This is a genomic window from Gordonia hongkongensis (genome assembly GCF_023078355.1).
In the GTDB taxonomy this organism is placed as follows: domain Bacteria; phylum Actinomycetota; class Actinomycetes; order Mycobacteriales; family Mycobacteriaceae; genus Gordonia; species Gordonia hongkongensis.
On sequence record NZ_CP095552.1, the window covers coordinates 4,995,900 to 5,018,537 of the forward strand.

The window sequence follows — 22,638 nt, forward strand, 5'->3', positions numbered from 1 at the left end:
CCGGTCATTTTGGCGGTGTGAGGAGATGCGGTGGCGGAGCACGGGGCCGACGCGGTGGTCGTCGGCGCGGGACTGGCGGGTCTCGTGGCGACATACGAACTCACCAAGGCCGGACGCCGCGTCGTCGTGGTCGACCAGGAGAATCGCAACAACCTTGGCGCGCAGGCATTCTGGTCGCTGGGCGGGTTGTTCATGGTGGACACGCCGGAGCAGCGTCGGCTGGGCATCAAAGACTCCGCGGATCTCGCCCTGCAGGACTGGATGGGGTCGGCCGGTTTCGATCGTGACGACGAGGACTACTGGCCGCGCCAGTGGGCCCGCGCCTACGTGGACTTCGCGGCCACCGAGAAACGGCAGTACCTTCACGACCTCGGGTTGCGCATCACCCCGATCGTCGGGTGGGCCGAACGCGGCGGCGGGTTCGCCGACGGCCACGGCAACTCGGTGCCCCGCTTCCACCTCACCTGGGGAACCGGACCCGAGGTCGTGCGGGTCTTCGCCGAGCCGGTCCTGGAGGCGGAGAAGCGCGGGCTCGTCGAGTTCCGGTTCCGGCATCGCGTCGACGAGCTCATCGTCGACGACGGCGCCGCCGTCGGCGTACGGGGTGTCACGCTCGCCCCGACCGACGCCGAACGCGGCCAGGCGTCGAACCGGGATGTGGTGGGCGACTTCGAGATCCGTGCCGGGTCGGTCATCGTCACCTCGGGCGGCATCGGCCACAATCACGACCTGATCCGCAAGAACTGGCCCGTCGACCGTCTCGGCCCCGCGCCGGAGACGATGATCTCGGGCGTCCCGGCGCACGTCGACGGCCGGATGCTGGAGATCAGCGAGACCGCCGGCGCGAACATCGTCAACCGCGACCGGATGTGGCATTACACCGAGGGCATCCACAACTGGGACCCGATCTGGCCCGACCACGCGATCCGCATCATCCCCGGCCCGTCGTCACTGTGGCTCGACGCCAACGGCAACCGCCTCGCGCCGCCGAACTTCCCCGGCTTCGACACCCTCTCGACGATGAAGGCGATCCTGGCGGCCGGTCACGACTACTCGTGGTTCGTCCTCACCCAGACAATCGTGGAGAAGGAGTTCATGCTGTCGGGCTCGGAGCAGAACCCCGACATCACCGCGAAAGACGTCAAACTGGCCGCGAAGAGCCGGCTGGCGAAGGGCGCCGCGGGACCGGTCGATGCCTTCGTGCGGAACGGCGTCGACTTCGTGGTCGCCGACAACCTCCCGGAACTGGTCGCCGGGATGAACAAGATCGCCCGCGGCCCCGAACTCGACCTCGCGCACCTCGAACGCATCATCTCCGCACGCGACGCCGAGATCGGCAACAAGTTCTCCAAGGACGCACAGCTGATGGCGATCACCAATGCCCGACAGTTCGTCGGCGACAAGATCGTTCGGGTCGCCAAGCCGCATCGACTGCTCGATCCCGAACACGGCCCGCTGATCGCGGTCCGGCTCAACATCCTGACCCGCAAGACCCTGGGCGGGCTCGAGACCAATCTCGACTCCCAGGTCCTGCGGCCGGACGGCACCGCCTTCGACGGCCTGTTCGCCGCCGGCGAGGTCGCGGGCTTCGGCGGCGGTGGCGTCCACGGGTACAACGCACTCGAGGGGACGTTCCTCGGCGGATGCATCTTCTCCGGCCGCGCCGCCGGCCGGGCGGTGGCGCGGGCCACAACGCGCCGCTGACCCGTCACCGGTCAGCGTCGAAAAGGGTTGCCTGCCCTATACATTCGCGGCACGATCTGCTGCCCCACGGTTTGTACGCATGGGCTAGTGTGTTCAGCGTGCCGGTGCCCCAGACGATCCTGACGCGGAAGACCAAGTCGGCGATCTTCCTCGTCTTCACCATCGACGACGGCGGTGAAGACGCGGTTCGCGCTGCGCTGGAAGACATCCCCGGCCTGAACAACGCGGTGTCCTCGCGGGCTCCCGAGGCGGCACTGGCCGGGATCGTGTCGATCGGCTCCGCGGCGTGGGACCGCCTGTTCACCGGCCCGCGACCACGCTCGTTGCGGCCGTTCGTCCCCTACGAGGGCGATGTCCACACCGCCCCGGCGACGCCCGCCGATCTGCTCGTGCACATCAAGTCCGACGACATGGGCCTGTGTTACGAACTCGGCGCCAAGATCACCGAGGCATTCGGGGACGCGGTCACCGTCGTCGACGAAGTGCACGGGTTCCGCTACTTCGACCTGCGCGACCTCATCGGCTTCGTCGACGGCACCGAGAACCCGATCGGACAGGCGGCGATCGACGCGATCACGGTCGGCGGGGAGGACCCGGACTTCGAGGGCGGCAGCTACGTCGCCATCCAGCGTTACATACACGACCTGTCGTCGTGGAACGACCTGAGCACCGAGGAGCAGGAAGCCGCGATCGGGCGGACCAAGCTCGACAACGTCGAGATGGCCGACGACGTGAAGCCCCCGAACTCCCACATCGCGCTGAACGTCGTCGAGGACGAGAACGGCGAGGAGATCGACGTCGTGCGGGACAACATGCCGTACGGCGACGTCTCGGGTGCCGGTGTCAACGGCACGTTCTACATCGCCTACTCGGCAGCGCCCGACGTCACCGAGGAGATGCTGCGCAAGATGTTCATCGGCGACCCACCCGGCACCTACGACCGCCTCCTCGACTTCACCACCGCGGTCACCGGGGCCCAGTTCTTCACCCCGACACTCGACTTCCTCGAAGACCTGCCACCCGCGCCCGACGCCGCACCCACGGCTTCCCCCGCCCCGACAACCCGTTCCGACGGCTCGCTGGGCATCGGGTCACTGCACTGACGACACCCGCCATCCGACCACCGCATCCGCCACAACCCGGCCGCACCAGGAGGACACCATGAACAACCTGCATCGCGAACTCGCACCGATCTCCGACGCGGCCTGGGCGGAGATCGAAGAGGAGGCGACCCGCTCCTTCAAGCGCAACGTCGCGGGCCGTCGCCTCGTCGACGTGACCGGGCCGCTCGGCTCCGACACCGCATCGGTGACGCTCGGACATCGCACCAAGATCGACTCACCGTCGCAGGGGATCACCGCCTTCCAGCGGCGCACCCAGTCGCTGGTGGAACTCAAGGTCCCGTTCACGGTGTCCCGCGAGGCCATCGACGACGTCGACCGCGGCGCCAAAGACTCCGACTGGGACCCGGTCGTGGAGGCCGCACGCGAACTCGCGCTCGCCGAGGACCGGGCGATCTTCGAGGGTTACGCCGCGGCGTCGATCACCGGCATCCGCGCCGAGGCCGCCGCCACCCCGATCCCGCTGCCCGCCGACGTGCGCGACTACCCGGAGGCGGTCAGCCAGGCGCTGAGCACATTGCGCCTGGCGTCGGTCGACGGTCCGTACGCGGTGGCCCTGTCGGCCGAGGCCTACACCCAGGTCAACGAGACGTCGAACCACGGCTACCCGATCCTCGAACACATCCAGCGCCTGTTCACCGGCGACATCGTGTGGGCGCCCGCGATCAGCGGCGCGTTCGTGATGAGCACCCGCGGCGGCGACTTCGAACTGACCATCGGCCAGGACGTGTCCATCGGCTACGACTCACACGACGCCGACGTGGTGAACCTGTACTTCCAGGAGTCGTTCACCTTCCTCACCCACACCGCCGAGGCAGCCGTCGCGCTGACCGAGCCGCCGACCGTCTGAGCACCTGCCCGCGGTCCCCGCCTGCGCGGATTCCCGGTGGGCAGATACTCGGCGGCGTCCGTTGCGAGCGGCAACTAGTCTGGCGCAGGTGATCGCAGTGAACTCCGGCCGGTCCTCCCTCCCGGCGGCCAGATGCTGACCCGACTCGTCCGCACCTACCTCTCCCGGTACCGCATCAACGTCGCGCTCGTCATCGTGCTGCAACTGCTGGCGACCATCGCGATGCTGTACCTGCCGAGCCTCAACGCCGACATCATCGACAACGGCGTCGCCCGCGGGGACACCGGTTACATCCTGCGCATCGGCGGCTGGATGCTGCTGGTGAGCGTCGCCCAGATCATCGTGACGGTGACCGCGCAGTACTTCGGCGCGCGCGCCGCGCTCGGGGTCGGGCGCGACATCCGGGGCGACCTACTGCATCGGGTGAACTCCTTCTCCGCACGCGAGGTCGGCACGTTCGGCGCGCCGTCACTGATCACCCGCACCACCAACGACGTCCAGCAGGTGCAGCTGCTCATCGTGATGAGCAGCGCGATCCTGGTGATGGCGCCGATCATGTGTATCGGCGGGATCGTCATGGGCGTCCGGGAGGCGCCGGCCCTGTCCTGGGTCATCGCCATCGCGGTGCCCATCCTCGGGGTGTCGATGGGGGCCATCATCGCGAAGATGATCCCCGGCTTCCGCGCGATGCAGGAACGGATCGACAACGTCAACCGCGTCCTGCGCGAGCAGATCACCGGCATCCGGGTTGTGCGGGCGTTCGTGCGAGAAGACTACGAACGCAAGCGTTTCGCTGTCGCCAACGACGACCTCGCCGACGCGACCCTGCACGTCGGCCGGTTGATGGCCCTGATGTTCCCGGTCGTCATGGTGATCACCAACGTCACCATCGTCGCGGTGATCTGGTTCGGCGGGCACGCGGTCTCCGACGGTTCGCTGGAGATCGGCGCACTGACCGCGGTGATGAGCTACGTGATGCAGATCCTGATGTCGGTGATGATGGCGTCGTTCCTGGCGATGATGGCCCCGCGCGCGGCGGTCTGCGCTGAACGCATCTCCGAGGTCCTCGCCACCGACACCTCGGTCCATCCGCCGACTGAACCGGTCGGTTTCGCCACCCACCCCGGTACGGTGGAGTTCGATGCCGCCGAGTTCCGCTATCCCGGCGCCGACGACCCGGTGTTGAGCGGCATCGACTTCCGCGTCGAGCCGGGCACCACGACCGCGATCGTCGGCTCGACGGGGTCGGGCAAGACCACCCTCGTCGGGCTGGTGCCGCGGCTGATCGACACGACCTCCGGCACGGTCCGGGTCGGCGGTACCGACGTCAAGCGGCTCGATCCCGACGAGCTCCGGTCGGTCGTCGGTCTGGTGCCCCAGCGGCCGTACCTGTTCTCGGGAACCATCCGCTCGAACCTGCTGCACGGTAAGGCCGACGCCACTGACGACGAGATCTGGGAGGCGCTGCGCATCGCGCAGGCGGAGGACTTCGTGTCCGCGATGCCCGACGGTCTGGACACCAAGGTGTCCCAGGGCGGGACGACCGTCTCCGGCGGGCAGCGGCAGCGCCTGGCGATCGCACGCGCCCTCATCCGGCGGCCCGCGATCTACCTCTTCGACGACTCGTTCTCCGCGCTCGACCTGACCACCGATGCGCGGCTGCGCGCCGCACTGCGCCCCGCCACCCGCGACGCCGCGGTCATCGTCGTGGCGCAACGCATCTCGACCATCGTCGACGCCGAGCAGATCGTCGTGCTCGATCGCGGCCGGGTCGTCGGGCTCGGTACCCACGACGACCTGCGGCAGTCGTGCCCGACCTACGCCGAGATCGTCGAATCGCAGATGGCGATGGAGGAGCGCTCATGACCCGGCCCGGAGGCCCGCCGATGGCGGCCGGACCCGAATCCAAGCCTCGCTCGTTCTGGCCGTCGGTCAAACGCGTTGTCGCACAGCTCGCGTCGTACCGACTGCTGATGACGGTCACCCTCGCGTCGCTGGTCGGCTCGGTCGTGCTGATCGCGATCGCGCCCCGCGTGCTGGGTTACGCCACCGACCTCGTCTTCGACGGCGTGATCGGCCGCACCCTGCCCGAGGGGCTCACCAAGGAACAGGCGGTGGCCGGGCTCCGCGAGAGCGGAGACGACACGTTCGCCGACATGGTCTCGTCGATGGACGTGACCCCCGGCGTCGGAGTGGATTTCGGCGCCGTCGGTCGCGTGCTGTTGATCACCCTCGTGCTGTATGTGGTGTCCTCGGCGCTCGCCTGGCTCGCCGGGTACCTGCTGAACATCGTCGTCGTCGGCACCATCCGCCGGCTCCGCGACGACGTCGAGGCCAAGGTGCATCGCCTGCCGCTGCGCTACTACGACACGATGCCGCGCGGCGAGCTGTTGAGCCGGGTGACCAACGATCTCGACAACCTGTCGCAGAGCATGCAACAGACCATCTCCCAGTTCGCCAACTCGGTGCTGACGGTGATCGCGCTGCTGATCATGATGATCTGGATCTCGCCGCTGCTGGCGCTCATCGCGGTGGCCACGGTGCCGCTGGCGATCATCGCGACCGGCATCATCGCGAAGCGTTCGAAGCCGCACTTCTCGGCCCAGTGGTCGTCGACGGGCGCGCTCAATGCTCAGGTCGAGGAGGCCTTCACCGGGCATGAGCTGGTGACCGCCTTCGGCCGTCAGCGCGAGATCGAGGCGACCTTCGACGAACGCAACGAGAAACTGTACGAGTCGAGTTGGCGCGCGCAGTTCATCTCCGGCGTCATCATGCCGACAATCATGTTCCTGGGGAACCTCAACTACGTGGCGGTCGCGGTCGTCGGTGGTCTGCGCGTGGCGTCGGGCTCGCTGAGTCTCGGTGAGGTGCAGGCGTTCATCCAGTACTCGCGCCAGTTCACGCAGCCGCTGACACAGATCGGTTCGATGATCAACCTGATGCAGAGCGGTGTCGCCTCCGCCGAGCGGATCTTCGACATCCTGGACGCCGACGAGCAGTCGCCCGACGCCGCGAATCCGAAGACGCCCGCCGAGGACAAGGGACTCATCGAGTTCGACGACGTCTCCTTCCGGTACGTCGAGGACAAGCCGCTGATCGAGAATCTCAGCCTGGTGGCGCGCCCCGGGCACATGGTCGCGATCGTCGGCCCGACCGGCGCGGGCAAGACCACCCTGGTCAACCTGATCATGCGGTTCTACGACGTCGATTCCGGTGTCATCCGGGTCGACGGCGTCGACTCCACGGACATGACGCGCGACGACCTACGCGAGCGCACCGGTATGGTGCTGCAGGACTCGTGGCTGTTCGGCGGCACGATCTACGACAACATCGCCTACGGCGACCCCACCGCCTCGCGAGAGGAGGTGCTCGACGCCGCCCGGATGAGTCACGTCCACCACTTCGTGCGGACACTCCCCGACGGCTATGACACCGTGCTCGACGACGAGGGCGGTGGCGTCAGTGCCGGTGAGCGGCAGCTCATCACGATCGCGCGGGCCTTCCTCGCCCGGCCCACGATCCTCATCCTCGACGAGGCGACGAGTTCCGTCGACACCCGCACCGAGCTGCTCATCCAGAAGGCGATGGCCAATCTGCGGTCGGATCGCACGAGTTTCGTCATCGCGCACCGGCTCTCCACGGTGCGCGACGCCGACGTCATCGTCGTCATGGAGGACGGGCACATCGTCGAGCAGGGCAACCACGACGAACTGCTCGCCGCCCGCGGCGCCTACTGCCGGCTGTACGAAAGCCAGTTCACCGGGGCCATCGAGGCGGGCTGAGACCCTTCGTGACGCTCGCAAGCTCGCTCCTCAGGGAGCACAAGGAGGCTCGCTTCGCTCACACCTCAGGGAGCAGGAAAAGCGCGTCCCCACCCCGCTCGCTAATCCGAAAGCGCCACACACCCATTGGTCCCTGAGGTGCGAGGAGCGATAGCGACGAGCCACGAAGGGCCTGGTGAGGCACCTTGCGAGCCCTTCGTGGCTCGCTTCGCTCGCACCTCAGGGAGCACAAGTAGGCTCGCTTCGCTCGCACCTCAGGGAGCAAGAAAAGCGCGTCCCCCACCCCGCTCCCTGAGGAGCGCCCGGAGCTTGCGGAGGGCGCGTCACGAAGGGTCACGCCGGCCGCTCGTTGCGCGCCGCCCGTTCGACGATGGTGGCGATGCGTTTGGTCTTGGTCTCCGGCCGCTTCGCCAGGGCGAGCTGCGACAGTCCTAACTTGCGCGCGCTCGGCGGGAACGCGTCCCACTTGGCCCGCGCGACGGGATCGGCGTCGAGGGCGGCGGCGAGTTCGGGGGATTCGATGAGCGCCTCGGCGTCGTCGAACAGCGTCCACAGGCCGCGGACCTGAGCGTCGTCGATGACGGCCTGCCCGGCGGGCTGGATGCGGCCGGCGGCCGCGAGGTCGGCGACCCGCGCCTTGTTCGACGCCGACCATCCGCTGTTGCGACCGTGCCGGGTGAACCACATGCCGCGGCGGTCGGAGTCGATCACACGGGTGTGACCGTCGATCCACCCCCAGCACAGCGCTTCGCGCACGCACTCGTCGTAGTCGAGCGGTTCCCGGCCCGAACCCCTGCGCCAGAACACAAGCCACACCCCCGGCGAAGTCTCGTGGTTGTCGCGCAACCACTCTCGCCAGGCCTCGACGGTGTCGAGGCTGAGCTTCGGCGCGTCCGGGTCGGCCATGTGTTCACCCTAATGACCTCGGCCTTCTCTCGGTACAGTTGAGCCGTGAACGAGATCGTCGACTTCGCCGAGAGCTACTGGTGGCTGATCTTCCCGGTCGGCGCGGTCGTCGGCGGGTGGGCCGGTTCGATCGGCAAGTACAACGAGAAGCGACGCAAGGACAAGATCGAGCTCGCCCGGATCAAGGCGAACGCCCAGACCGAACAGCTGAAGCTCACGACGACCTCGGCCGACCAGTTGCGCCGGGTCCGCAAGCAGCACGACGCGCTCAACGAGAAGTGGTTCGCCTACGAACTCGATCTCGCCACACTGATCGAGTACCCGCTGATGACCGACATGCGCGAACCGTTGACGCTCGCCTTCCACCGGGCCCGGGTCCGCGCGGATGATCTACGGCCCGAATCGGATTCCGCCGCCGTCGGCACGGCCGAGGCCTCCATGTCCGCAGCCGACTTCGCCGAGTACCGCGATGCGGTCGGCGACTACGCCGCCGCGTTCGACGCTGCCGAGCGAGAAGCGCGGCGTCGCAAGCAGACCGGGTTCTCCCCCATCGAACGCGAGGCACTCGACCGGGCACGCAAACTCATCAACGTCGCCGCCGACACCGGCGCCACGCCGGCCGAGAGGCAGGCCGCCTACAAGAAGGTCCGTGCCGAGCTCGACGGCATCATCGACGTTCCCCGGGTGGCGGCCGCACATCTCGAACAGCAGATCGCCGGCGCGCTGGAGCGCGGCTCGGACTGAACGTTCCGGGCCGATCAGAGGTCCGGGATCGGGAGATCCAGGTTGGGCGCGATGATCCCGCCGTCGACCTCGAGGATCTTGCCGGTGACATACGCACCGGCGGGCGACGCCAGGTAGAGCGCCGCCGCGGCGATGTCCTCCGGATCACCGAGGCGGTGCAACGGCGTGGAGGTCTCGACCTCGGTGCGCATCCCTTCGTCGCCGGCGACGATCTCCAGCGCCGAGGTCAGGATGGCGCCGGGAGCGATGCCGTTGACCCGGATCTTCGGGTTCAGATCCATCGCCGCGATGCGGGTGTAGTGCGCGAGAGCGGCTTTCGCGGTGCCGTAGGCGGCATAGGCGCGTCCGGGCACGCGGCCGACCGCGGAGGTGATGTTGATGATCGACCCCTGGCCCGTGGTCGCGAGGATCTGTTTGGCGCCGGCGACGACCAGCGCGTGCGCGTTGCCGACGTTGAAGTCGAAGGCGTCCCGCAGGTGCTTGGGACTGGTGTCGAACAACGGCCGCGGCATCGCACCGCCGACGTTGTTGACCACGGTGTCGAGGCGACCGAACTCATCGACCGCGGTCTGAGCGAGTGCCGCCGCGGCGTCGGGATCGGCGAGATCCACGGCGACGGCGTGCGCCCGTCGGCCGGCCGCACGGATGCGCTCGGCGACCTGAGCGAGGTCGGACTCACTGCGGGCCGCGATCACCACGTCGCCGCCTGCCTCGGCGAAGGCGACCGCGATCGCCGCCCCGAGTCCCCGGCTCGCGCCGGTCACGATGGCCACCTGGTCGTCTATCCGGAATCTGTCGAGAATCACCCGTCGACCATGCCACGGCGAGGCACAAAACGAGAACGTGTTCTAGAAATCGGCCGAAACCGGCAGGTCACCCGGGCTCAGTAGTCGCGGTTCGTGGTCACCACGGACAGGAGTTCCTCATCCGCGACGAATCGGCGCAGGTTTTCGGCGACCCACGGCGCGAGCTCACGCGTCAGACCCGACGCCGGGTTGGCGACGTGCGGGGTGATGATCACGTTCGGAAGCGACCAGAGCGGATGGTCGTCGGCGGGCGGTTCCGGATCGGTCACGTCGAGCGCCGCCCCCGCGATCTGCCCGTCGACCAGCGCGCGGTGCAGCGCCTCCTCGTCGACAAGGGGCCCGCGCGCGACGTTCACCACCCACGCGTGTGCGGGTAGTGCGGCGAGGCTCTCGGCGTTGATCATGTGCCGCGTCTCCGGCGTCGACGGCGCGGCCAGCACAACGTGGTCGAACGTCCCCCACAGCTGATCCAACTCATCCGACCGTCGGACCTCGTGCGCGCCGGGCACCTCGCGCCCGGACCGGTTCACCGCGACGACGCGAGCGCCACATGCCCGAAGACGCGGAGCGAGGGAGGCGCCGATCCCGCCGGCTCCGACGATGGCGACCGTGGAACCGTGCAGCGACCGGACCGCGGTGTCGATCCGCTCCTTGTCCCAGTGGCGCAGGACGGCGGTGTTGATCTGCCGGAGCCCGGCGAGGAGCAGAGCCAGTGCGTGTTCGGCGACGTTCTCGGCATAGAAGCCGGACGCATTGGTCCAGATCCGACGGTCGTCGAGTACGTCGGCGGCGACGAAATCCTCGATCCCCGCGGTCTTGAGGGCCACCCATTCGACGGCGTCCGGCAGTTCCGGGAACTCCCCGGGCGGCCCGATCCACACCAGCACCCGGGCGTCGTCGAGACCGACGATCCGGCCGCCCGCACCTTCGATCGCGGCGACCAGATGCTCGTCGCGGACGGGTTCGACGGCCACCGCCACCGGCGTCATCGGGCCACCGATCGAGCCGCGGTGGTCGCGAGTTCGTCGGCGATCTCGTTGAAGTGATCGCCGGCATGCCCCTTGACCCAGCGCCACTCCACCTGATGTCGCTTCTCCTCCTCGACCAGACGACGCCAGAGATCCGCGTTCTTGACCGGCTTGCGATCCTTGGTCTTCCAGCCGTTCGCCTGCCAACCGTTGACCCACTTCATGATGCCGTTGCGCACGTAGGTCGAATCGGTGTAGATGATGACGGTCGACGGCCTGGTCAGTGCCGCCAGGCCTTCGATGGCGGCCGTGAGCTCCATCTTGTTGTTCGTCGTATCCGGCTCCGACCCGGAGATCCGCTTCTCGGTGCCCTTGTATCGAAGCACCGCGCCCCAGCCACCCGGGCCCGGGTTGCCCAGGCAGGCACCGTCGGTCGAGATCTCGACGACGGCCGAGCCGGCCGCCGGATCTGCGGAGGAGCCGTCGATTGCCTGGTTCGCGGAAGCTGTCACGCAGGGAAGCCTACGGCAGCCGCGACCCCCGATCGCAGGCTCACGGTTAGGGTGGAGTCATGGTTGTGTGGGACCCGACACGCTATCTGCAGTTCGCTGACGTCCGTGCGCGTCCGTTTCTCGACCTCATCGCACAGATCCCGACCAACCCGCTGTCGGTGATCGACCTGGGTTGCGGACCGGGTCATCTCACCAAGCACCTTCGGGCACGCTGGCCGTCGGCGGAGATCCTGGGCATCGACGATTCGGCGGAGATGGTCGATCGCGCGATCCGCGACAACACGGATCCGCATGCCAACTACGACGCCGCCGACGTCTCGCAGTGGACGCCTCACCGGCCGGTCGACCTGATGATCTCCAACGCGATGTTCCAGTGGGTGCCCGACCACCTCGACGTCATCGACCGACTGCTCGACCACCTCACCGACGGAGGCGCGTTCGCTCTGCAGGTACCCAACAACACGGACTCCCCCACCCACTCCGCCCTCGCCGATCTCGCCGCGACCGAGCCGTACCTGGGGGCCTTCGGCGACCTGCGGGCGCTCCCTCGACTCGACGCCGAGATGTACCTCGAGTTCTTCGCCGACCGCGGTTACCACGCCGACGCCTGGGAAACGACCTACTTCCACGTGCTCGACGGCCAGGACCCGGTGTTCGACTGGATGTCGGGCACCGGCGCCCGCCCGTACATGCAGGCGCTGTCCGACGAACTCCGGGTGCAGTTCGTCGCCGATCTCAAGCAACGCCTCGCCGAGGCCTATCCCCGACGCGAATGGGGCACGGTCCTGCCCTTCCGCCGTACGTTCGCGGTGGCCACCCGCCGCTGATCCGCACCCCGTCGCCCCGAAGGGTCACGCACCAGCTTCGGTTCGGCATCGACGCTTCTCCCAGCTGACACTTCTGCAACACTGACACCACCTGTCATCTCCCAGGGGGTACATCCATGCGTCGACGCAGCCGGATTCGTCTGCGCCCGGTCCGCCGCGTGCTCGCAGCCGTCGCGATCGCCGCCCTCACGGGCGGCCTGCTCGCCGCTGGGTCCGCACCCGCCGAAGCCGCGGTCTGCAACGCCACCGGCATCACCGGGGGCGATGTCGGCAGCACCGGCAGTTCGGGCTCCAGCGAGCTCGGCTGGGGCAGTCTCGACTTCGGCAGCTATCGGGCGGATGGGAAGAAGCCGCAGGGACCGCTCCCGAAGCTCACCGGCGCCAGCAAGGCCATCTCCTGGGTGACCGGTCCCCGAAGTCCCGCCCGCACCGACACCCGTTTCGGCATCACCGCGACCGACGTCGGCGTGCCGTGGGACAACGGCTCCGGTCAGATCCTGATGGCCTTCGGTGACACCTGGGGCAGATGCGCGGGACAGATGGCCTGGAAGCACAACACGATGTTGCGCAGCGACGCGACTTCCGACCTCGCCAAAGGAATCCGTTTCCCGAACGCCGTACCCGGATCGGTCCGGTCGGGCGCCTCGGTGACACCGGCCCACCCGACGTGGGCGCAACCCATGTTCAACGCGGTCGGGGTGCGCAACATCGAGGTCGGGCGGATTCCCACCGGCGGGATCTCTATCAACGGCACGCAGTTCGTCAGTTTCATGTCGATCCACCGGTGGCTTGGCCCAGGCCGCTGGAACACCAACTATTCGGGAATCGCCGTGTCGCACAACAACGGTCAGACCTGGGCCGTCGACAACAACACCCTTCGCTGGAATGCCGACCTGACGATCCCGGGCGTCCCCCAGGTGACGCGTGGCCACAACCGGTTCCAGATGGGCGCCTTCCTTCGGAGTGGCGAGTACATCTATCAGTACGGCACCCCGAATGGGCGTTTCGGCTCTGCTCACGTGGCCCGTTTCCGCCCCGCCGACATCCTGAACCTCGACCGGTACCAGTACTTTCGCGGCGGCACGGGCTGGTCGTCGAATCCGGCCGAGGCCACGCCGATCGTCGCCGGCCCGGTCAGCGAGATGTCCGTGGCGTACAACGCATTCCTCGGCCGGTTCATCATGCTGACCGAGCGGTCGGGGACGATCGTGATGCGCACGTCGCCGTCACCCGTGGGTCCGTGGAGCGGCGAGCGGGTGCTCGTCTCGCACAAGCAGTCCAGCGGTCTGTACACGCCCTACATCCACCCTCGATCGTCGGGCAAGGACCTCTACTTCGTCGCCTCCCGGTGGGACGACTACAACGTGATGCTGGTTCGGACCGACCTGTCGAAGGTACGTTCGTGAGCCGGCGCATCGTGCTGATCCGCGCGGTGAACGTCGGCGGCGCGAAACTACCCATGGCCGAATTACGCGAGCTGGCAGCCGATCTCGGGGCAACGGAGGTCTCCACCTACATCGCGTCGGGGAACCTGATCTGTTCGCCGCCCGCCGACCCCGAGCGGTTCGACCGCGCGCTCGAGACCGCGCTGCAGGATCGCTACGGCTGGTTCCGGGAGGTCATCAGCCGCTCGCCCGAACAGGTCCGGGCCGCGCTCGAGGCGCATCCGTTCGACGTCGTCGACGACAAATACTCCTACGTCTACTTCCTGACCGGCGAACCGGCGCGCGACAAGGTGGCCGCGTTCCAACGCAAGGACTTCGGCGACGATGTGGTCCGCGTCCTCGGGTCCGACCTGCACATCCGCTACGCCGACGGGGCCGGACGATCGACCCTGACCGCACCGGTCATCGCGCGCGGCCTGGGTGTACAGGGCACCGGCCGCAACCTGCGGACCGTGCGCACACTGCTGGAACTCGCCGGCCCCTGAGTGTCGCCCGCTGGCCGGTCTTCCGACACGGGCGTAGCGCCGGAGAAGGAATCAGGACGAACCAAGCGAACCGCGAACGACACATTCGCGTCGAGAGGAGTCCGCACATGAGTCAACCGGTCCCGCCGCCCCCACCTCCGCCCGAGCCCGTGCCGGCGCCCGAGCCCATCCCGGAGCCGCCACCGGAGCCGCCGATTCCCGTTCCCACCCCGCCGCCGGCTCCCGACCCACAGCCGGCTCCCCCGCAGCCGGACCCGCCGCCACGGCCGACGGTGATCTGACCGTCAGCCGCGCGACAGCACTCGGGCGACACGGTCGAGGTCGGCGAGCTGTTCCTCGCGAGGTGCCTCCCACAGCTTCTTCGGCAGCTTCTCGAGGTCCTTGATCCCGGCTTCGGCTCGGTCGAGGGTTTCGGTCGCCTCCTCGCCACCGAGGTCCACCGATGCGATGAGCCGGTCGTCGAGTTCGAAGACCGCGTCGTCGAGGCGGTTGCGTGCCGCGACGAGTTCGTCGTCGTGCGGGATCGCCGGGTTGGCATGCACGTCGGCGATCGCGTATCGAATGCGCCGATGCAGCAGTGCTTCCCGGGTGTTGTCGGTGGCCCAGCTCTCCGGCGCCCGACCCGGTCGGCCGGGAATCAGGTCGGTGGATCGGGCGAAGGTGCGCACCCGTTTGTCCGAGTCGTACGCGAACCAGGCGGCGCCGCCGAGGATGAACAGGGCAACCACCACAGTGGCCACGATGATGATGACCGCGATCATGTGGTCAGCCTACTCAGGACGACTGCACTCCCTTGGGCGCCTTTCCCGACATGAAACCGAACAGGTATCCGGCGACGCGTCGCATCTGGATCTCGTCGGCACCTTCGGTGATCCGGTAGCGCCGATGGTGCCGGTAGATGTGCTCGAACGGCTCGTGCCGCGAGTATCCGCGTCCGCCGAACACCTGCATCGCCTGGTCGGCGGCATCGCAGCACAGCCGGTTCGCCTGGTAGTTGCACATGGAGACCTCGGCCGACGCGGCGAACGGCCCGTAGGTGTCCATCTTCCAGGCGGTTTCGCGGATCAGCGCCCGGATCATCGCGCACCGGGTGTGCAGGTCGACGAGCGGGAACTGGATAGCCTGGTTCGTCGAGAGCTTCTTGCCGAACGGCGCGCGCTCGTTGGCGTAGGCCACCGCACGGTCGACGCAGTACTGGGCGGCACCGAGACTGGAGGCCGCCTGCCGGATGCGGTTCTCGTTGAAGAAGTGCTGCACGACCTGCAGGCCGGCTCCCTCCGCCCCGAACACCGCGGAGTTCGGCACCCGGACGTCCCGCAGCGTGATGTGCGCGTGGTCGGTGGGCATGTTGAACGTCCAGAGATATTCCTCCACGGCGAAACCCGGATCCTGCGGGTCGACGAGGAACGCCGTGATGCCGCGGGCCTCGCCCGGTTCGCCGCTGGTGCGCGCGAAGATGATGTCGCGATGGGCGGCGTGGATACCGGTGTTCCACGTCTTCTCGCCGTTGATGATCCAGTCGTCGCCGTCGCGGACGGCGGTCGTCTCCATCCACGTGGCGTCGGAGCCGTGGTCGGGTTCGGTGATGCCGAAGGCGAAGAACTTCGTACCCGCGGCCAGGCCCTCCACCCATTCCTCCCGCTGCTCGGGGGTGCCGTACTCGAGCATGAGGAGCAGCCCGATGTTGTTGCCGACGATGGCGTGCTCGTTCTGCAGATCGCAGTGCAGCCCCAGACCTTTCGACGCCAGGTGCTCGCGGATGATCGCCATCGCCAGGTTCGATCCGTCCCGACCACCGAACTCGGACGGGAAGGGGTAGCGGAAGTGGCCGGCCGCATCCGCGCGTCGTCTCGCCTCTCCCAGAAGAGCTTCCCACTCCTTGTTCGGCAAACCACCACGCTCCCAGTCTGTTCGGGAGTCCTCGCGCCGATGGTCGAAGAAGCGGATGTTGTCGTCGGTCTGCTCGAGGGGAATGATCTCCGCCTCGATGAAGGCATCGAGTTCGGCAAGATAGTCGGTCAGCGACTCGGGCAGTGCGAAGTCCACGATGAACCCCTCTCGGTTGGGATCGGATGTCCGGCGGTCACGGGTGAGGGACCGCGAAGTACTTGGGGTTGGCGACCAGGAGTCGCGCCCGCACGTCGGCGACAACGGCGTCACGGACCTTCGGGTCGGTGCCGTCGAGTTCGCCGGAACGCAGGGCCTCGCACAGCGCGTGCTGATCAGTGACCCCGAGCGCACTCAGACGTTGCGCGCTCGCTTCGGCGTCCCGTGCACCGGTGAGCATCTGTCGACGCACGACGTCGACGACGTTGCCGGCCACTCTCGTATGGAAACGCACCTGCGGCGACAGGTCTGCCTGTACCGCGTCGGACCGCAGGAATTCGGTGAGCGCCTCGAGTAGTTCGACTGCAGTCGGTGAACCGTAGAGATCGTTGTCCGGTTCCTCGCCCGGCGCCTCGGCCAGCGGATCGGGTACCGGTCCCGGCGACACGAGACCCAGGTCGAGCAGTGCGTCGAACTCCTGCTCGGCACTTCGGCGTCCGATCGCGGCCAGTTCGACGGATCGTTCGACGCCATCGAGGTGCCGGGCGGCCTGCACCGCGCAGATCAGTCCCCACTTGACGGTGGCGTAGAGCTCCCACCAGCGCAGGGCTTGTTCGGTGGGACGCCAACCCGCCTCGCGCGCATAGGCGTCGAGGAGCGAGGTCCGGTCACCCATCCCGGCCACGGGCGTCGACCCTCCGAAACGCCACGCCTTCGCACATAGCCAACCGAGGTCCTCGACGGGATCGCCGAGGTGCACCAGTTCCCAATCCAGAACCGCAGCAACTCCTTCGGCGTCGACGAGCAGATTTCCCAGCCGGAAGTCGCCATGCACGAGCGTGTGCCGTGGTGACGGTTCGGGCCGGTTGTCCGTGAGCCACTGGGTGGCCAGCACCAGGCCGGCCGGCATCGCATCGAACTCGCGTGGGAACAGGTCCCGCAAACCGTCGATCGGATCGCCGAGATCACCGAGACCGGGCGTCTGTGCGACGTCTATCCGGTGGATACGTGCGAGGATCTCGCCGCACTGATCGACGAATCCGGCGCGCGCACCCTCGTAGGCATCGTCTCGCAGAATGCGCCGCGGGATGGATTCTCCGTCGATGAAATTCATTGCCAGATAGGGGAATCCCAGCGCGTTGTCGTCCTCGTCGAATCCGGCGTCGAGGATCTCCGGCACCGGCACCCCGGCGTCGGCGGCGGCACGCAGGACCTGCGCCTCGGCCCGCAGTCCGCCGTCGTCGGTTGCAGCGGGAACCGCGCGGATGATGATCGGCTCGACCTGCCCGGTTCCGTCGACGAGGGTGGCCGCGTACGTCGCCCTGCTCGCGCCCGCCGGCAGGAGTCTCGCGCCCTCGACCGAGAGCGTGCCGCCACGCTTGTCGGCGAGGCGGGACGCGATCTTCGCGGCGACACCGTCCGCTTCCGGTACTCCCACGCCCGATCCGTCCCTTCGCACCGTCGCCCGGCGGATGTAACCGCCACCACAGCGAAGCTAGCACGGGATCTGAATCCGGCCTCAGAAATCCAGGCCCGGAGTCTCAGGACTTCGGTGCCTGGAACTCCGGTTGGTCGATGATCCGCACCCACGATCCGTCGGCCTGCCGCGCCACCACCTGCGCGCGGGCGCCTGCACCATCACGGGGTGGAGTCGACGTGAGTGCGAGATCGTCCCCGAATACCAGGGTCGGCAACGGCGGTTCCGGCGCGAAGGTCGGCCGGTGCGCCAAGACCGATGCCCAGAGATCCCGGATCGCGGCCCGTCCGCGCGTGACCTCACCGCGCCGGCCCCGGGGCCGCACCGTCGATCTCGCCTCGCTGCGCGACCGATCGCTCATCTGCCTGCCCCGCGGCGCGGGTATCCGAAGCGTGTTCGACGCGGCGGCCTCGGTCGCCGGAGGAGCCATCCGACCCGCGATCGAGGCCTCGTCGCCGGACGCCATCATCGAGTTGGTCTGCAGCGGAATGGGAGTCGGCATTCTCAGCGAGTCGATCGCCGCGGCCGACGACCGCGTGGTCGGGGTGCCGATCCGGGATGTCGATGCCACCGCACATCTGGGATTGCTCTGGAGGCCGGGAAACTCCGCTGCTGCAGCACGGTTCGTCGAAATTGCCCGAGACGCGTTCGCGGTCGGTGACCGATGAACTCGAACTCGACCGATGGACTTCGATCGAAGTCCATCAGTCGAGTTGACGTTCGTCGGTCGGGTGGATCGGCCCGGGATCGGCGGGAGCCGAGGCCTCCAGCGACGGGGCGACCACGCTCGCGGGGTCGGTGGGCTTGCCCGCGATGAGGTCGCCGATGCTCAGACCCCAACGGCCCCAACGGTCGTCGAATCTCTTCGCGCGGGCCCGCGCTTTCTCCGTCTTCGCCGGTGCGTACCGCCGGCGCGCCCACGCCGAGTGCGGTCGGGCCAGCCGGATGGCACCGGCCCAGGCGAACACCGGGATGAAGACGCCGACGATGGCGGTGGAGAACTTGCCCTTGAGCACGCACAGGATCGCGCAGGCGACATTGATCGGCACGGTGGCCACCAGCGCGACGGGACCGATCTCCACGTCCGCGTCGTCGAGCGGGTTGAACCCGAGGACCGCCATGCCCAGCGCGGCCACAGTCAGCGCCACCACCTGAACCGAGAGCTGGCCCTCCGGTGACCAATACACGTCCTGAAGGCGCAGGATCAGTGCGAACTCGTCGAGCACCAGTGAGGCGCCGACACCGATCAACACCGCACTGATCTCCGCACCGGGCGACACCCCGTTGACACCCACCGAGAGGAAGGCGCCGACGATCGTCAGGATCAGACCGGGCACCATGTGGTGCACGTGCACGCCGTCTGAGACGTTGTTGCGGAAGGGCCCCTTGCCCGCCCGGATGAGTCGGGTGATCACCCGCGTGACGATGAACGTGATGACGAACGACGCGAACAGCAGGAACAGCGGCAGTCGCTGGTGCGTGAGCTCGTCGAGGAAGTTCACCGGGTCACCGTCGGCGTCAGCCGGGGACGATACCGGTGCGGCGCTGCTCGATGATCAGGCAGCGGTCCTCGACGTACAGCAGACCCGCATCCTCGGCGATCGCCCGCGCCTCCGCCGAGATGATCCCGAGCTGCAGCCAGAGCGCGGTCGCGCCGGCGGCGACGGCCGCCCGGGCGACGTCGGCGCACTCGGGTCCCGGGCGGAACACGTCGACGAGGCCGACCTGTTCCGGGATGTCGGCCAGGGTGCGGTACACCTTCTCCCCGACGATCTCGTCGGCCGCGGGATTCACCGGGATGATCCGCCAGCCACGGTTCTTCATGTACGCCGGCACCTCGTTGGCGGCCTTCGACGGATTGGCGCTGGCACCGACCACGGTGATCGCGTCGTAGGTGGACAGGATCTGCTCGACGACATCGTCGGTGTTGCTGGGGGCGGTCATCCCACGAGTGTAGGTGGATGCGGGCGAGTCATCGGAGAACTCCGTGCACGACGATCGCGCTCAGCTGATCGGCCCACGCGGTCTCGAAGTCGCGATTGTCGAGCAACAGCGCATGCAGCATCGCCGCCCCGCCGACTGCTTCGATGAGTCGGTCCGGGTCCACGTCGGGATGCACCTCGCCCCGGTCGACCGCGATCACGAGGCGGTCGCGCAGGGCGCCGAACACTTCCGCGAACCCGGCGTGCACACGTGCCGCCAGCTCGGGATCGGCGGCCATGTCCGAGATCAGCCCGGGTAACGCCGCGCGGGTCACAGGGCTCGCGAAGAGGTCGCGCGCCGCTCCGACCATCGTGCGGATGTCGGCGCCCACCTCTCCGCTGGACGGCGGGAGTCGTGTCATGCGGGCGAACGCCAGATCGTGCACCAACTCCGCCTTCCCCGACCAGCGGCGGTAGAGCGCGGTCTTCGTCGTCCCCGCACGGTCGGCGATCGCGGCCATCGTGAGTTTGCGGTATCCGACATCGACGAGCAGTTCGGCTGCGGCGTCGAGTACCGCGGAGTCGATACGCAGGTCGCGCGGCCGCCCCGAGACCGCTTCTCCCGTCTCAGTACTCATCGCTTGCCAACTCTCGCACAGAGATTTCCCGAAGTCGCTGCGGACCGCACGACCGTTCTGCTGTCATAACGCTACTCACCGTAGCGAATCCGCCGGTATCGATCACAGGGGGTGCCATGGCCACCGAGCCAGCCGTCGAGCAGATCGACCATCTGCAACGTTCCAGCCGCGACAACGCCTCGGTCCCCGAGACGCTCGCGCGCTGGCTGTCCGAGCAGGACGACACATCCGATGTCGTACCGGAGGTCACGGTCGCAGCCTCCGGAGACAGCAACGGCATGTCGTCGGAGACGATCCCCGTCTCCGTGTCGTGGCCCGGCGAGCCCACCCGGCACTGGGTGATGCGGATGGCGCCGTCGAACACCGACGTCCCCGTGTTCCGTTCCTATCGAATGGATCACCAGTACGAGACGATGCGCTTGGTCGCCCGGCTCAGCGACGTCCCGGTCCCGGTAGTGCACCACCTCGAGCCGACCGGCTCGCTGCTGGGAGCCCCGTTCTTACTCATGGACCGGTGCGAGGGCGAAGTCCCACCCGATGTCATGCCGTACACGTTCGGCGACAACTGGTTCGGGGACGCCGCCGAGTACGATCGCCGGCGGGCCCAGGAGTCCGCGGTCGGCGTGATCGCCGCCCTGCACTCGATCCCCGACGCGGCCCGGCACTTCGACTTCCTCGCCGACGACCTGCCCGCCGGTGACACCCCCCTTGCTCGTCTGCTCGCCTGGTTGCGGGACTGGTACGACTTCTCGGTCGAGGGGATCGGGCGCTCTCCTCTCGTCGAGCGGGCGCTCGCCTGGCTCGCGGACAACTTCCCCGACGATGCCACGAACGCCGAACCGGTGCTGTCCTGGGGAGATTCGCGCATCGGGAACATGATGTTCGTCGACTTCACCCCGACGGCGGTGCTCGACTGGGAGATGGCGCGCACCGGTCCCCGCGAACTGGACATCGCCTGGGTGATATTCGCACACCGGGTCTTCCAGGAGCTCGCGACGATGGCCGGCCTTCCCGGGCTGCCGGACCTGCTCCGCGAGAACGACGTCCGCGACACCTACCGCGAACTCACCGGAGTCGAGTTGGGCGACCTGCGCTGGTTCTACGTCCATGCCGCGGTCCAGTGGTGCTGTGTCTTCATGCGGACCGGCGCCCGCCGCGTGCACTTCGGCGAACTCGAACGTCCCGACGACGTCGACGGCACCCTGTTCTACCACCGACCACTGCTCGAACGACTCCTCGAGGAGGACTGACCGCATGAGCCGACACGGCTTGGGCCCGATGGACGAGTACCCCATTCATCAACTACCGCAGCCGATTGCATGGCCGGGCAACAGCGACCGCAACTTCTATGACCGCGCGTACCTCAACGCCCACGACCGCAGCGGCACCATCTTTCTCATCACCGGGATCGGTTACTACCCCAACCTGGGTGTGAAGGACGCGTTCGTGCTGATCCGGCGGCGGAACCCGGACGGCACCGACACCCAGACCGCGGTGCACCTCAGCGACGCGATCGACGACAACCGGCTCGAGCAGCGCGTCGGCAACTATCGGCTGAGCATCGAGAACCCGCTGCGCGCGCTGCACCTGACGCTGGACGAGACCGAGGGCATCGCCCTGGATCTCCACTGGGAGGGCCTGTTCGACGCACTGCTCGAACAGCCGCACGTGATGAGGCAAGGCGCAAAGGTCACCCTCGACGCGCAGCGGTTCGCGCAGGTCGGCAGCTGGCGTGGTTCTATCACCGTCGATGGCGAGGACATCGTCGTCGACCCGTCGACCTGGATCGGCACCCGCGACCGTTCGTGGGGAATCCGGCCGGTCGGCGAGCCCGAGCCCGCGGGGCGGCCGGCGGATCCACCGTTCGAGGGCATGTGGTGGCTGTACGTCCCCATGGCCTTCGACGACTTCCAGCTCGTCCTCATCCTCCAGGAGGACCCCGACGGCTACCGCACACTCAACGACTGCTCGCGCGTGTGGAAAGACGGCCGCGTCGAACAACTGGGCTGGCCGAACGTCTCGGTCCATTACGCACCGGGCACCCGGGTACCCACCGGTGCAACGATTTCCACGACCGGGGCAGGGGGTTCCTCGGTGACGCTGCAGGTGGAGTCCCTGCTGCCCGTTCCCATTCATGTGGGCGGCGGTTACGGCGGTGACCCCGACTGGACCCACGGCGTCTGGCGCGGAACGGACTTCACCGAACGCCGCACCTACGACATGACCAGTGCCGAGATCGTCGGTCGCATGCCGTTCGGCGTGATCGATCACGTCGGACGCGCCGAATGCCGGGAGTCCGACGGCACCACCCGCACCGGTTGGGGACTCTTCGAGCACGGGGCACTCGGCCGGCACGACCCCTCCGGGTTCGCCGACTGGCTCAGTGTCGCACCGGAGTGAGGAGC

At 67.9% G+C, this 22,638-nt stretch carries 23 protein-coding genes and 1 pseudogene; 13 read left to right on the top strand and 11 right to left on the bottom strand.

Annotation, left to right across the window (positions count from 1 at the left end; translation table 11 throughout):
- Positions 1 to 30: 30 nt before the first annotated feature.
- From MVF96_RS22535 to MVF96_RS22555, 5 genes are all read left to right on the top strand, one after another.
- Entirely contained in the window at positions 31 to 1,704 is a 1,674-nt protein-coding gene (locus tag MVF96_RS22535; protein ID WP_247450570.1) for an FAD-binding dehydrogenase, read from the top strand.
- Positions 1,705 to 1,802: 98 nt separating this feature from the next.
- Positions 1,803 to 2,807 (top strand): Dyp-type peroxidase, encoded by a 1,005-nt coding sequence (locus tag MVF96_RS22540; RefSeq protein WP_247450572.1) that lies wholly within the window; start codon positions 1,803 to 1,805, stop codon positions 2,805 to 2,807.
- Positions 2,808 to 2,865: 58 nt separating this feature from the next.
- A complete protein-coding gene (locus tag MVF96_RS22545) occupies positions 2,866 to 3,675 on the top strand; it encodes a family 1 encapsulin nanocompartment shell protein (protein ID WP_058253785.1) in 810 nt (269 codons plus the stop codon).
- A gap of 132 nt (positions 3,676 to 3,807) precedes the next feature.
- Positions 3,808 to 5,541, top strand: a complete 1,734-nt coding sequence (locus tag MVF96_RS22550; protein WP_078112597.1) for an ABC transporter ATP-binding protein — start codon at positions 3,808 to 3,810, stop codon at positions 5,539 to 5,541.
- Positions 5,538 to 7,457: an ABC transporter ATP-binding protein gene (locus tag MVF96_RS22555; protein WP_078112596.1), complete on the top strand. Its 1,920-nt coding sequence runs from the start codon at positions 5,538 to 5,540 to the stop codon at positions 7,455 to 7,457. Before MVF96_RS22550 ends, MVF96_RS22555 begins: the two co-directional genes overlap by 4 nt.
- A 333-nt stretch (positions 7,458 to 7,790) precedes the next feature.
- Here MVF96_RS22555 and MVF96_RS22560 read toward each other — a convergent pair whose 3' ends face one another.
- Positions 7,791 to 8,363: a YdeI/OmpD-associated family protein gene (locus tag MVF96_RS22560; RefSeq protein WP_165629396.1), complete on the bottom strand. Its 573-nt coding sequence runs from the start codon at positions 8,361 to 8,363 to the stop codon at positions 7,791 to 7,793.
- A gap of 45 nt (positions 8,364 to 8,408) precedes the next feature.
- On the opposite strand from MVF96_RS22560, the gene MVF96_RS22565 reads away from it, so the two are divergent.
- Positions 8,409 to 9,107 carry a hypothetical protein gene (locus MVF96_RS22565; RefSeq protein ID WP_068971451.1) on the top strand — a complete coding sequence of 233 codons (699 nt, stop codon included), beginning with the start codon at positions 8,409 to 8,411 and terminating at the stop codon, positions 9,105 to 9,107.
- A gap of 14 nt (positions 9,108 to 9,121) precedes the next feature.
- Here the strand turns inward: MVF96_RS22565 and MVF96_RS22570 are convergent, their stop codons facing one another.
- The 3 genes from MVF96_RS22570 to rnhA all read right to left on the bottom strand — a co-directional run bounded on the left by MVF96_RS22570 (position 9,122) and on the right by rnhA (position 11,393).
- On the bottom strand, positions 9,122 to 9,913 hold the full coding sequence (locus tag MVF96_RS22570; RefSeq protein WP_068971452.1) for an SDR family oxidoreductase: 792 nt from the start codon (positions 9,911 to 9,913) through the stop codon (positions 9,122 to 9,124).
- A 77-nt stretch (positions 9,914 to 9,990) separates the two neighbouring features.
- Positions 9,991 to 10,902, bottom strand: a complete 912-nt coding sequence (locus MVF96_RS22575; protein ID WP_068971453.1) for a D-isomer specific 2-hydroxyacid dehydrogenase family protein — start codon at positions 10,900 to 10,902, stop codon at positions 9,991 to 9,993.
- The gene (rnhA, locus tag MVF96_RS22580) at positions 10,899 to 11,393 is read right to left on the bottom strand and encodes a ribonuclease HI (RefSeq protein WP_165629395.1); all 495 of its coding nucleotides are present in this window, start codon (positions 11,391 to 11,393) and stop codon (positions 10,899 to 10,901) included. The genes MVF96_RS22575 and rnhA overlap by 4 nt, the downstream gene beginning before the upstream one ends.
- 59 nt (positions 11,394 to 11,452) lie before the next feature.
- Between rnhA and MVF96_RS22585 the strand changes: the two genes are divergently transcribed.
- From MVF96_RS22585 to MVF96_RS22600, 4 genes are all read left to right on the top strand, one after another.
- On the top strand, positions 11,453 to 12,220 hold the full coding sequence (locus MVF96_RS22585; protein ID WP_065629432.1) for a methyltransferase domain-containing protein: 768 nt from the start codon (positions 11,453 to 11,455) through the stop codon (positions 12,218 to 12,220).
- Between the two features lie 116 nt (positions 12,221 to 12,336).
- On the top strand, positions 12,337 to 13,626 hold the full coding sequence (locus tag MVF96_RS22590; RefSeq protein ID WP_247450574.1) for a DUF4185 domain-containing protein: 1,290 nt from the start codon (positions 12,337 to 12,339) through the stop codon (positions 13,624 to 13,626).
- On the top strand, positions 13,623 to 14,150 hold the full coding sequence (locus MVF96_RS22595) for a DUF1697 domain-containing protein (protein WP_247450575.1): 528 nt from the start codon (positions 13,623 to 13,625) through the stop codon (positions 14,148 to 14,150). Before MVF96_RS22590 ends, MVF96_RS22595 begins: the two co-directional genes overlap by 4 nt.
- Positions 14,151 to 14,257: 107 nt before the next feature.
- Positions 14,258 to 14,431: a hypothetical protein gene (locus MVF96_RS22600; RefSeq protein WP_156036616.1), complete on the top strand. Its 174-nt coding sequence runs from the start codon at positions 14,258 to 14,260 to the stop codon at positions 14,429 to 14,431.
- 3 nt (positions 14,432 to 14,434) lie between these two features.
- On the opposite strand, the gene MVF96_RS22605 is transcribed toward MVF96_RS22600, so the two are convergent.
- From MVF96_RS22605 to MVF96_RS22620, 4 genes and pseudogenes are all read right to left on the bottom strand, one after another.
- On the bottom strand, positions 14,435 to 14,911 hold the full coding sequence (locus MVF96_RS22605; RefSeq protein ID WP_065629435.1) for a hypothetical protein: 477 nt from the start codon (positions 14,909 to 14,911) through the stop codon (positions 14,435 to 14,437).
- A 13-nt stretch (positions 14,912 to 14,924) separates the two neighbouring features.
- A complete protein-coding gene (locus tag MVF96_RS22610; protein WP_058252783.1) occupies positions 14,925 to 16,196 on the bottom strand; it encodes an acyl-CoA dehydrogenase family protein in 1,272 nt (423 codons plus the stop codon).
- Positions 16,197 to 16,233: 37 nt separating this feature from the next.
- The gene (locus tag MVF96_RS22615) at positions 16,234 to 17,634 is read right to left on the bottom strand and encodes a phosphotransferase family protein (protein ID WP_137811004.1); all 1,401 of its coding nucleotides are present in this window, start codon (positions 17,632 to 17,634) and stop codon (positions 16,234 to 16,236) included.
- Positions 17,635 to 17,737: 103 nt separating this feature from the next.
- Positions 17,738 to 17,977: pseudogene (locus MVF96_RS22620) on the bottom strand (Cif family virulence factor); the annotation flags it as partial.
- Between MVF96_RS22620 and MVF96_RS22625 the strand changes: the two are divergent.
- Positions 17,967 to 18,341, top strand: coding sequence for a LysR family transcriptional regulator substrate-binding protein (locus tag MVF96_RS22625; RefSeq protein ID WP_336280817.1), 375 nt, complete (start codon positions 17,967 to 17,969; stop codon positions 18,339 to 18,341). The pseudogene MVF96_RS22620 and the gene MVF96_RS22625 overlap by 11 nt on opposite strands.
- 36 nt (positions 18,342 to 18,377) lie before the next feature.
- On the opposite strand, the gene MVF96_RS22630 is transcribed toward MVF96_RS22625, so the two are convergent.
- From MVF96_RS22630 to MVF96_RS22640, 3 genes are read right to left on the bottom strand one after another with little or no spacing between them, the layout of a single operon-like run.
- Positions 18,378 to 19,175, bottom strand: a complete 798-nt coding sequence (locus MVF96_RS22630) for a hypothetical protein (protein WP_247450577.1) — start codon at positions 19,173 to 19,175, stop codon at positions 18,378 to 18,380.
- A gap of 16 nt (positions 19,176 to 19,191) precedes the next feature.
- On the bottom strand, positions 19,192 to 19,617 hold the full coding sequence (locus MVF96_RS22635; RefSeq protein WP_058252786.1) for a CoA-binding protein: 426 nt from the start codon (positions 19,615 to 19,617) through the stop codon (positions 19,192 to 19,194).
- A gap of 28 nt (positions 19,618 to 19,645) precedes the next feature.
- On the bottom strand, positions 19,646 to 20,233 hold the full coding sequence (locus tag MVF96_RS22640) for a TetR/AcrR family transcriptional regulator (protein ID WP_247450578.1): 588 nt from the start codon (positions 20,231 to 20,233) through the stop codon (positions 19,646 to 19,648).
- A gap of 116 nt (positions 20,234 to 20,349) precedes the next feature.
- Between MVF96_RS22640 and MVF96_RS22645 the strand changes: the two genes are divergently transcribed.
- Both MVF96_RS22645 and MVF96_RS22650 read left to right on the top strand, forming a co-directional pair.
- Entirely contained in the window at positions 20,350 to 21,483 is a 1,134-nt protein-coding gene (locus MVF96_RS22645) for a phosphotransferase family protein (RefSeq protein WP_247450580.1), read from the top strand.
- A gap of 4 nt (positions 21,484 to 21,487) precedes the next feature.
- The gene (locus MVF96_RS22650) at positions 21,488 to 22,633 is read left to right on the top strand and encodes an Rv3169 family protein (protein ID WP_068971667.1); all 1,146 of its coding nucleotides are present in this window, start codon (positions 21,488 to 21,490) and stop codon (positions 22,631 to 22,633) included.
- Positions 22,634 to 22,638 lie beyond the last annotated feature (5 nt).